Origin of the sequence: Trebonia sp., assembly GCF_030042015.1 — a bacterium.
GTDB lineage: Bacteria > Actinomycetota > Actinomycetes > Streptosporangiales > Streptosporangiaceae > Trebonia.
The window spans coordinates 1-9,157 of record NZ_JASIAL010000212.1; the positions used below are offsets into that span (position 1 = coordinate 1).

The following is a 9,157-nucleotide window of genomic DNA, read 5'->3' on the forward strand; positions in this document are numbered from 1 at the left end:
CGCGCCGAGCGCTTAATACACGGGTGATCCGTGTCGCTCCCGTGTTCTCACGTCACTTGCTGGGATGGTGCTGAAATGAGCACTTTCCCGTGTCTTGTGCGTTTCATTTCGGGTTCTGGCCAGGTGCGTTACCGGCTTGGGGACCGGCTGGTGGACCGGTATCTGGAGTTCGTGGCGGGCCGGTGCCGGCCGAACACGCTGCGGGCGGTGGCCTTTGATCTGAAGACGTTCTTCACCGTGACCGGGAAGGACCCGGTGCAGGTGACCGCGGCGGATGTGTTCGATTTCCTGGCCGATCAGCGGGGCGACCGGAGCGTGGTGCGACTGGCGGACCGGGAGTCGGGGCTGTCGGCGCGGACGATCGCCCGGCGCCTGTCGTCGGTGTCGGGCCTGTTTGCCTACCTGGTCGCGCGGGGGGACACGCCGGTGCTGGCCAACCCGGTGCCGCGCGGCCTGCTGACCCGGCGGCAGGGCGGGTCGAAGCGGTCGCGGACCGCGCCGCTGGTGCGGGTGCCGCGGACGCTGCCGCGGATCTTGCCGCCGGCCGAAGCGGACCGTCTGGTCGGGGCGCTGCGCACGCACCGGGACCGGGCGATGGTGCTGGCGATGCTGCTGGCCGGGCTGCGCCGCTGCGAGGTGCTGGGGCTGCGGTTCTGCGACATCCAGGTCGCTGACCGGCGGCTGGTGATCGTGGAGGGCAAGGGCGGCCATCACCGGGTGGTCCCGGCCGCGAACCGTTTCTTCGACGCGCTGGGCGCCTACCTGGATGAGGAGCGGCCCCGCCAGGCTTGCACGGAGCAGGTGTTCGTGGTGCTGAAGGGGCCGCGGCGCGGGCTGCCGCTGTCGGCGGAGGGCCTGGATGAGGTCCTGGCCGGCGCCCGCTGCCGGGCCGGCCTGGAGCATGCGACCTGTCATGAGCTGCGGCACACGTGCCTGACCCGGCTGCGGGAGGCCGGGATGGCGCTGGAGGCGGTGCAGGCCCAGGCCGGGCACCTGAGCATCGAGTCAACCCGGGTCTACCTGCACCTGGCCAACGACTGGCTGGCCGGGGAGTACCGGCGCGCGGCCGCGCTGATCGACGCCGATACCGCCGCGGTCGCCGAGATGCTGGCCGTGCAAGAGGCGGCAGTGCGGTGAGCGCGCTGCCCGCCCGCGGGCCTGGTCCCAGCCGGGCGGTGCCCGGCAGCATCGCCGCCGCGCAGTGGGCCCAGCTGCGGGCCGAGGCGCCGCAGGTCGTGACGGTGATCCAGCGGTACCTGCAGCGCCTTGGCGCGTTCCTGGCCCCGGGCAGCGTGGATGCCGCGGAGAACGCGCTGCGCCAGTTCGCCCGGTGGATGATCACCGACGCCGGGCTGGAGTCCATCGCTGCGGTGCGCCGCGATGACATCGAGGACTACAAGGTGTGGCTGGCCGCCCAGCCCCGCGCCGGCGGCAAGACGATCACCATGGAGACGCACCGGCAGCGGATGCGGACAATCCGGGCGTTCTTCGAGCGGATCATCGAGTGGGACTGGCCTGATGCGCCGCCCCGCAATCCGGTCATCGCCGGGGACATCCCCAAGAAACCCGAACCGCTGCCGAAGTTCCTCGACGACCGCGACGCCGCCCGGCTGATGACCGCCGCCCGGGCCAGCACCGACCCCCGGGACCGGCTGGTGGTCGAGCTGCTGGCCCGCACCGGCATGCGGGCCGGGGAACTGGCCGGGCTGGAGGCCGACGCGGTCGTCCAGATCGGCGCCGGATACTGGCTGCGCATCCCGCTCGGCAAGCTCCGCAACGACCGCTACGTGCCGCTGCACCCCGAGCTCGTCCAGCTGCTGGCCGCCTGGACCGCTGCCAACCTCGAGCACATCCGCCGCTGGAAGCGGCTGATCGCCGACCACCGCGGCCCGCTGGACCGGCACGTCATCTGCCGCGTCGTGCGGCGGGTCGGCCGCGCCGCCGGGGTCTCCGGCGTGCACCCGCACCGGTTGCGGCACACCCTGGCCACCCAGGCCATCAACCGCGGCATGCGGCTGGAGGCCATCGCCGCCCTGCTCGGCCACCGCAAGATGGAGATGACCCTTATCTACGCGCGGATCGCCAACCGGGTCGTCGCCGACGAATACGCCGCGGTCAGCGCCAAGATCGACGCCCTCTACGGCCAGCCGCCCGCACTGCCCGCCGACTACGAGAGCGCCGGCATGGCCCGGCTGCGCCGCGAAGCACACGCCCGCATGCTCGGCAACGGGCTGTGCACCCGGCCCGCCGAACTGGACTGCCGGATGGAATCAGCCTGCGAGACCTGCGCCTACTTCCGCACCGGCACCGAGTTCCTGCCCATCCTCACCCGCCAGCGCGACCACGCCCGCGACCACGGCCAGACCGACCGGGCCATCCTCTTCGACGGGCTCATCCAGCGCGCCGGAACCGGACCCGCCACCACCGAAAGGAGCTGACCAGCATGCCCGGCATCACCCTCGACCTCGCCGACGCCGCCGAGATCGCCGAGACGCTCACCCTCCTCACCCAATGGCTATCCGGCAGCCACAGGCAAACCCTCGCCGACAGCTTCACCGCCTTCATCGGCCACCCCGCCTACAGCACCAGCACCCTCTGCGCCGACCTGCACCGGTTCGCATTCCTCCTCGGAGCCACCGACGGCGAAGACCTCTTCGGCGAGCCGACACCATGACCGCAAAGGCCCGCCCGGCGAACCGCCCACTTGACAAGATCACCCGTATAACGCCGATTACGCGCTCCTTGTCAACGGCGCCCTACGCTTCGTAAGCAAAGACATAACCCAAGGTTATGGGCGACTAGCGGATTCTGTTGTTCTCCTGGCCGTATCCATACGGCGGCTTGGTGTACCCACGCCCTCGAACGCGATTTACGCATCATTACTGAGATTACCGGCCGACCCTGTTTGCGCTCACATTACCGCTCCATGAGGCGAGGGGGTATTCGGACGCCATGTCAACTGTGTGATATCGGCTGAGTAAGCAGTCTCCACTAGTTCGAGCGAGATTCCCTGAGCTGTCGCCGCCTCGATCTGGTCCGCGACGCCCAGTTCAGGCGGAATCTGCAATGCAATGTCCGAAAGCCAGACGCGAACTTCCGGCTCGTCGGCAGCCTGGTCAAGCACGGCGAATAGCGAGTAGCGTATCTGACCGTCGATCGTGCCGAACTGCATGAGAACGTCGCGGACCTTTGCGCCTGCGGCCCGGTTCCGCCTGGCCTTCACCGTGTCGGCGATTTTCCGGGCGATTGGTAGCAGTTCTGGCGGTACCGCAGGGCGGTCGTATCGTTTGCCCAGCCATGTGGTGTAGGCCCGCTTCCGGCTAGGATCGATCTGGCGTACGGGGATCCCGCTAGCTTTCAGCGCTGTCAGGATGGCAGCTGACACGACTGGCCGCGGACTCGCCGATTGCACGTATTCCTGTTCTGTCAGCAGAAGCCGTGCTGATCGTATACCCCAGTCCTGTGGCGGGTCCTTCGTGAAGACAGGCCTCAGTTCGATGCTCGGCTCAGTGTCGGCTTTATCTGTCTGGTCGAGGTCGCAGTCCTGAGTCGCAAGAACCCACCGGCCATGCGTGCCCATGAGTCGCTCAGGCTGTCCGGATGATTCACCGAGAACGACCGCGTCCAAAGGGAGGGCCGCCTCGAAGATGGTGCCTTGGCGCCACTCCTCATCATAGAGAGATGCCATCCACCATTCGCCCTACTCGTGCAAAGGTGCCGTGGCGCCAGCGCTCTTGGGACGATCGCCTGTGAGGAGTCCAGGGGAACGTGGTGGCCGCAGAGCGTCAATCGCGGCCAAGTAAGCAGCAGCAGGATTGCCGTCGCGAAGTTCGCTGACCGCCGACCGGCGGCCAGGAATCACTTCATCAAGAATGTGAGCCGTAGCGGAAGGATCCCGGTGTTGCAGGAGATAAATCCGATCAACAACGTCATACACTCCCCTTAGCCGCAGCGGCAGATTCCCGCTGTGGGCTGCCTTTGGCTGCTGTCCTCCCGCGATGCGACGTACGGTTGAGTGGCTAACCCCAAGGAGTTCTGCCAGGCGCCGGGCCGACCAGCCGGTTCGGTCGCGTACTAGCGCGATTAGGCGCGCGGCTTCGGGTATTGGGCGAGGTGGTGATGGGGGGACATCGACGGCCCAATCGCCAACAAGCCAGATGCTGCCTCGCGTGTCGACTGCCGGATGGGGGACTGGCCGCAGCAAGGGTTCGCCGAGCGCAAGGCTGTCATAGAGAGTTACCGGCGGCATCATCGACCTCCTTGCCGAAGTATTCCGCTCCCTCATCCGTCATAGCCCAGTAGAAGAAACGGTCGATCTGACCATGGAAACTCGTGACCTGACGGGAGAGCTCCTTTGGATCGAAAGGTTGAGGTGCCTCTACGAACACGTCGATGTCGATAAGGTAGGCCGACCGCTGTGGCTGTACTGGCACCACGCCGGGGACGACGGTACCCGCGGGGATAACTCCATGCCGCACGAGCGCTTGAACATCTACCGGCGGTCCGCTGAGCTCGCCCAGCGGAGGGGCTGCAAGCTGCGTCTGCGTCAGGCTAGTGATCAGCCTCGTCGGCCCGTCTAGGATGGTCCCGCTCCAGCCGGTTAGCTCGGGGCGGAACCATCGCCGCCACGCACCTTCATCGTCTGGAGGAACCTCCACAATATTCAGGTAGCGCACGCCCAGTCGGTCCGCTCGCGTGACTCCCGCGCTGTTACTGAGGGCTTGCAGGACTGCGCTGAGTCGCTCGGAGAACTCACCGAACCCGCTGTACTGCGGCCCGACCGACAGAACGGCGCTACCTGGTGCAAGCACAAGAGACCAGCCACTGTCGTCTTCGAAGCGCCACACGGGAGAAGCCTGGGCTCCTGCAGCGGCTGGGATACCAGGACCCATTACCAGCGAGACTTGCTGAACTTGCTGTTGCTTCAGGTACGGGAAAAGCGTGTTCAGCTGCTGTTGGACCGGCGCGATGCCTTCCATCGTTGCGAGCCCAGCTTGAACTGGGAAGCGCACGTCGACTAGTGCCTGGTTCAGCGGTGGCCGCGCAAGGCGGTAACGGGGAGCAGCGTCGAGCCGGAACATGATTAGCGGACACCCCCCACGCAACGTTCCAGAAACGTTCCACCACTCAAGCTTAGGCTACAGTGCGGCCGCCAGCCAGCGGGTGCGTCGCGGTCGCTAGTGCACCTCCCGGCGCAGCCGGGACCTGGAAGCTGGGTCGGCGCAGGTCCCAGCGATGAACGGTGCCGGTGACGTACGCACGGCAGGGATACACCACAATCTGTAGTTGATGCACCGCCTCGACCGCGATCAGAACCTGCTACAGACCGCCGAATATTTGCGGTCGTCCGGCGTCTCCTTGGTTGAGGCTGCTGAATGCATAACGTGCGCATCTGCACTGCGTCACTGCTTGGTGAGTTCGCTCTACCGTCGATTCTTTGGGCAAGATTCCGCATGAGCACTGGCTAAGTTTTCCAACATTGATACCGGAAGTCAAAATGCATTCGAATTCAAATACGGCGGGCAACGCGGCCTTGGTCGTCAGCCAAGGTGAGTCGAACCGCCGCTATCGGCAAGGTCCCGAGTCTCTTCCCAAGGTAGTCTCGCATGTGACCCCTGTCGGCACCGCGAACCTGCACGTCTCTTCTCTTCCTGCGGCTTGGGGTTCGGCAACTCTGGGCAAGACACGCTTCGAGTTGCTGCACTCGCGATCGGAGTACGTGGAGTCTGGTGCGGAGGCGGGCATTCGATTCACAGATGACCCGTCAAACGGCTGGCTTCCTGCAGCATACTGTCGGTACTGGCGGTTACTACCGGGATGAGCGCGGCGGAAGCACCTCGCCCGATTGTTGACAGCACCCAGTCTGCGAACCGTTGCAGGACACGCTTATCCGTTACGCCGTCTCCGGCGGCTGCGAGCGCTTTCTCCCGCTCTTCAGCGATACCGGTAGCCTCGGGGGTCAGCGTCTGAACCAGCTCGGCAAGGGCGTCGATGGTCTCACGTAGATGCTCAACGCTAGCGTCGGCGTTGTGCATGTGGGGCGCGTAATGGCCAGTTATCTGGCCGTAGTTGTGGTCGACATAGACGACTGAAAGTAGGACCTGGGCCGAGTCGCTTGGCTCGTCGGCTGTTATGGCAGGACTCGTTGATAGGGGTGCTGGTCTAACTGTGCGTTCGAGTCGTAGTTCGGCACCCTCGGTCGGCGCGACGTAATTATCTGTACCCGATATGGATGCCTCAGAGCCTGAAGCCGCACCCGTGTTGATACGACTAGGCATGTCAATCCGGCGAGTGTCATCCATTTAAGTCATCTCCCTAACCTCCTCTTTCCTCGGTGGAGAACATCCTGATAGTTCTCTCTTACCCCACTACCGAGGGAGAGAAGTCGAATCGCAGCCGACGCGGCGCCCGTAGCCGACTAGCCACCGTCACCGCGCGGGACTGCGTGATCAGCAGGAGGCTGGGTGCGCGATCAGCGACGTGGTGGCACCACAGCCACAACCGAGAGACGCGGTGTCGGTGCCTGCCGGTGACGCCCGCGCATGGCGCTGACGAGTTTGAACGCGGAGTTGCGGAGACGGCGGGTGCGCGCTGACCGGTCAGCCAGTGAGCAGGCACGCGGCCATTCGGTTCGGGCGTCGCGTCGGCCACAAGCACCTGTGGCTGTCCTCCGAGCGATCGCGTCGCCGTGGAAGACTCGCGCCGGAGGAGGAGCACCCGGATCGTGAAGATGACGAGCGTGCCTGTTGCGACGCCCACAGCTGCCTGCTCGACGCTGGCACCGTTGTCTTGGCTGGCGACCCCTGCCGCGGCCAGCAGGAGACCCACCGCCGTGACGGCGACGACCGCGAGGCGGAACAGGCCGTACCGAGACCGCAGAGTCTCGACCGGACCGGGCCACCACGCCTGGCCACGAGTAGATCTGTGCATTCCCGATTCCTTTCTGGGGATGGCCGACGCATCCCGTGTCGCCAGCCGGCGACTAGGCAGGCTAATCCGGGCTGGTGTCGCTGCGGAAGATTGCCGCCGGGCTAGCAAGGCCCGGGCCGCGAGGATGATGAGCGTGGCCGTTGCGACGCCGACGGTTGCCTGCTCGATGTTGGCACCGCTGTCTTGGCTGGCGACCCCTGCCGCGGCCAGCAGGAGACCCACCGCCGTGACGGCGACGACCGCGAGGCAGAACAGGCCGCATGGAGACCGCAGAGTCTCAACCGGACCGGGCCACCACGCCTGGCTACGAGTAGATCTGTGCATTGCCGAACTCCCTTCGAGCGCCCACACGGTGTGTGGGGCCATGCCCACGCTGCGTGGGCCTTGCGTCGTACGCTACTAGCCAGCACATCGTCCTGTCGCGGAAACGCATCACAAACGCGATCCTTCGGCTCGTATGCCGTAGGACTACCGTGCGGATCCGCTCAGATATTTGGCTGATTCGCCATCTCTATGGCATGGTGGAGACAACGCGTGCCCTGACCGCCACAAGTGAGGATGTAGGGCGCAGCGACCATGAAGGGAGATACAACGTGGGAACGCCCCGGACGCAGCCTCCGCGCGGTGCTACCGACCAGCTGCCGGAGGATGGCCTGGCGACCGGGCAGCAGCCGAACCAGGTCACCAGGATCACCATCGGCATCATCCCGAAAGTCTGGCCCGAGTTGGAGCACCTCATCGAGGTCACGAACTTCAATCGTGCGGACGTGGTGAATAGAGCTATCTCGATTTACGCGCTGGTCACCGACTACCTAAACGAAGGCAATCAGCTGGTCTTCCGAGACCCGCGCACCAAGAAGGAAGAAATCATCAAGATCGTTTAAGCGCCCCTGGCGAGCCACCCACGCTCGGCGGTATTCGTGGCTAGCCCGCAACCGGAGACCCACTCACTCCGCGCGCACAGATAATCCAGCTATGCGTATCCAGCGGAGCGACCGAGTTTCCGTTGCCTTAGCGCCCAGATCGGCGGATCTTTCGCGCGCCGCCCAGTCGGCGCATCACGTTCCGTGAGGAAAGACTCGACCAACCCGCCCCGCCGCTGTCCGCTGCGGGGGTTGAGCATGTGTATCTGGGGCGTCTGACAGACTATCGTCAGCGCCACCGGCGTGAACCAGGGCAGGGGAGGCAGACCGCGGCATAGTCGCCGGTGCCTCTGGGGCATAGGAAAGACCATCACAGGGAAGGGATTTCCACGACCTATCGGCGAAGCCAGACATATGTAACCCAATGATGGCCGGATCACCGGATGCGGAGAGCCAAACGGGGAGCCAACGCAGGCAGGCGGTGACCGACGCCGGGCGACTGTGAGCGACAGTTAATGCAGCTAGATGCCATGTCGAGCCATGGTCGGCGACGTTCAGCGACCGTAGGATTGCGCCTGAAAAGCGGAAGGTCGACAGTTCGATCCTGTCCCTGACCACCTCTCATCTTCGCCTTGTCGGCTCTCTCACCTGCGCATATGGCAGGAAGAGAGTATCTCTGATGACGATGGCAGCGCCCAATCGGGCCAAGATCCCCACAGGTTCCCCACAACTGCGCCGTGGCACAGCCGGGCGATCCGTCCCGCGGACGACGGTCCCCCCAGAATCCCCGCAGTCCAGCCGCGGTCGTCCCGGCAGGGCTCTTAGGGCGGGGAAGAGCGGTGCTCCGGCCCGCCCCAAGGTGATCGCGGCCGGTACCGGACGTGATTCCACCCGCGGTGGCGACGAGGTCATCGAATTGGAATGCGGGATCACGGTGTACCCGGCCAGGTCCGGGGGAGGGCGGTGGCGGGCGGTCTGGTACGAGGCCGGCGCGCGGCAGCAGTGCGAGGCCGTGACCGAGGACAGGCTGGCCGCCAAGCTGGAGAAAGTCACCGAGAGGCTCCAGGCCGACGCCCCGAACATGCGGCGGCCAGGCGCTGATCTCATCGCGCACTACCTAGACCCCGACCGGCTGCCGGCCCGCGACCGGTCATCACGGCGTCGAGGCTTGCCTGGTTGCGGTGACCGGCTCGTCGCCGTAGAGGTCCCTCCAGAGCCGTCGCAGGAACTTCTCGTCGCTTCCGTCGTCGTACTGGACGTGGCTGAAGAGCTCGTCGTCCCGTAGCTGGTCGGGGTGGGTGATGGCGTGGCGGAGTTCGGCCTTGAAGACGCGCATCTCCGGGTCGCTGTCGTCGTTCTTCGCA

Annotated in this window: 9 protein-coding genes and 1 tRNA gene; 5 read left to right on the top strand and 5 right to left on the bottom strand. The window is 65.5% G+C overall.

Going from position 1 to position 9,157, the window contains the following annotated elements; genetic code table 11:
- The first annotated feature begins 123 nt into the window (after positions 1-123).
- The 3 genes from Q1N79_RS11005 to Q1N79_RS11015 are packed head-to-tail and all read left to right on the top strand — an operon-like array spanning position 124 to position 2,674.
- Positions 124-1,137 (top strand): tyrosine-type recombinase/integrase, encoded by a 1,014-nt coding sequence (locus tag Q1N79_RS11005; protein ID WP_300607826.1) that lies wholly within the window; start codon positions 124-126, stop codon positions 1,135-1,137.
- Positions 1,134-2,438 carry a tyrosine-type recombinase/integrase gene (locus tag Q1N79_RS11010; RefSeq protein WP_300607829.1) on the top strand — a complete coding sequence of 435 codons (1,305 nt, stop codon included), beginning with the start codon at positions 1,134-1,136 and terminating at the stop codon, positions 2,436-2,438. The genes Q1N79_RS11005 and Q1N79_RS11010 overlap by 4 nt, the downstream gene beginning before the upstream one ends.
- Positions 2,439-2,443: 5 nt before the next feature.
- The gene (locus Q1N79_RS11015; RefSeq protein WP_300607832.1) at positions 2,444-2,674 is read left to right on the top strand and encodes a hypothetical protein; all 231 of its coding nucleotides are present in this window, start codon (positions 2,444-2,446) and stop codon (positions 2,672-2,674) included.
- A gap of 237 nt (positions 2,675-2,911) precedes the next feature.
- Here the strand turns inward: Q1N79_RS11015 and Q1N79_RS11020 are convergent, their stop codons facing one another.
- The 4 genes from Q1N79_RS11020 to Q1N79_RS11030 all read right to left on the bottom strand — a co-directional run bounded on the left by Q1N79_RS11020 (position 2,912) and on the right by Q1N79_RS11030 (position 6,035).
- Positions 2,912-3,688, bottom strand: a complete 777-nt coding sequence (locus tag Q1N79_RS11020; RefSeq protein WP_300607834.1) for a hypothetical protein — start codon at positions 3,686-3,688, stop codon at positions 2,912-2,914.
- 12 nt (positions 3,689-3,700) lie between these two features.
- Entirely contained in the window at positions 3,701-4,285 is a 585-nt protein-coding gene (locus Q1N79_RS30655; RefSeq protein ID WP_367185058.1) for a helix-turn-helix domain-containing protein, read from the bottom strand.
- Positions 4,227-5,081: a TIGR04255 family protein gene (locus Q1N79_RS11025; RefSeq protein ID WP_300607837.1), complete on the bottom strand. Its 855-nt coding sequence runs from the start codon at positions 5,079-5,081 to the stop codon at positions 4,227-4,229. The genes Q1N79_RS30655 and Q1N79_RS11025 overlap by 59 nt, the downstream gene beginning before the upstream one ends.
- 669 nt (positions 5,082-5,750) lie before the next feature.
- A complete protein-coding gene (locus Q1N79_RS11030) occupies positions 5,751-6,035 on the bottom strand; it encodes a hypothetical protein (protein WP_300607840.1) in 285 nt (94 codons plus the stop codon).
- A gap of 1,488 nt (positions 6,036-7,523) precedes the next feature.
- On the opposite strand from Q1N79_RS11030, the gene Q1N79_RS11035 reads away from it, so the two are divergent.
- Positions 7,524-7,814: a hypothetical protein gene (locus Q1N79_RS11035; RefSeq protein WP_300607843.1), complete on the top strand. Its 291-nt coding sequence runs from the start codon at positions 7,524-7,526 to the stop codon at positions 7,812-7,814.
- A gap of 521 nt (positions 7,815-8,335) precedes the next feature.
- Positions 8,336-8,410, top strand: a tRNA-Phe gene (locus Q1N79_RS11040).
- 536 nt (positions 8,411-8,946) lie between these two features.
- Here the strand turns inward: Q1N79_RS11040 and Q1N79_RS11045 are convergent.
- Positions 8,947-9,157, bottom strand: a 211-nt coding sequence (locus tag Q1N79_RS11045; RefSeq protein ID WP_300607846.1) for a hypothetical protein, incomplete at its 5' end; no start/stop codon positions are given.

What these genes read in the sequence shown, in the direction of transcription:
- Q1N79_RS30655 (WP_367185058.1), bottom strand. Translation starts at nt 4,285, where the DNA reads ATGAGGGAGCGGAATACTTCGGCAAGGAGGTCGATGATGCCGCCGGTA.
- Q1N79_RS11030 (WP_300607840.1), bottom strand. Translation starts at nt 6,035, where the DNA reads ATGCACAACGCCGACGCTAGCGTTGAGCATCTACGTGAGACCATCGAC.
- Q1N79_RS11025 (WP_300607837.1), bottom strand. Translation starts at nt 5,081, where the DNA reads ATGTTCCGGCTCGACGCTGCTCCCCGTTACCGCCTTGCGCGGCCACCG.
- Q1N79_RS11020 (WP_300607834.1), bottom strand. Translation starts at nt 3,688, where the DNA reads ATGGCATCTCTCTATGATGAGGAGTGGCGCCAAGGCACCATCTTCGAG.
- Q1N79_RS11015 (WP_300607832.1), top strand. Translation starts at nt 2,444, where the DNA reads ATGCCCGGCATCACCCTCGACCTCGCCGACGCCGCCGAGATCGCCGAG.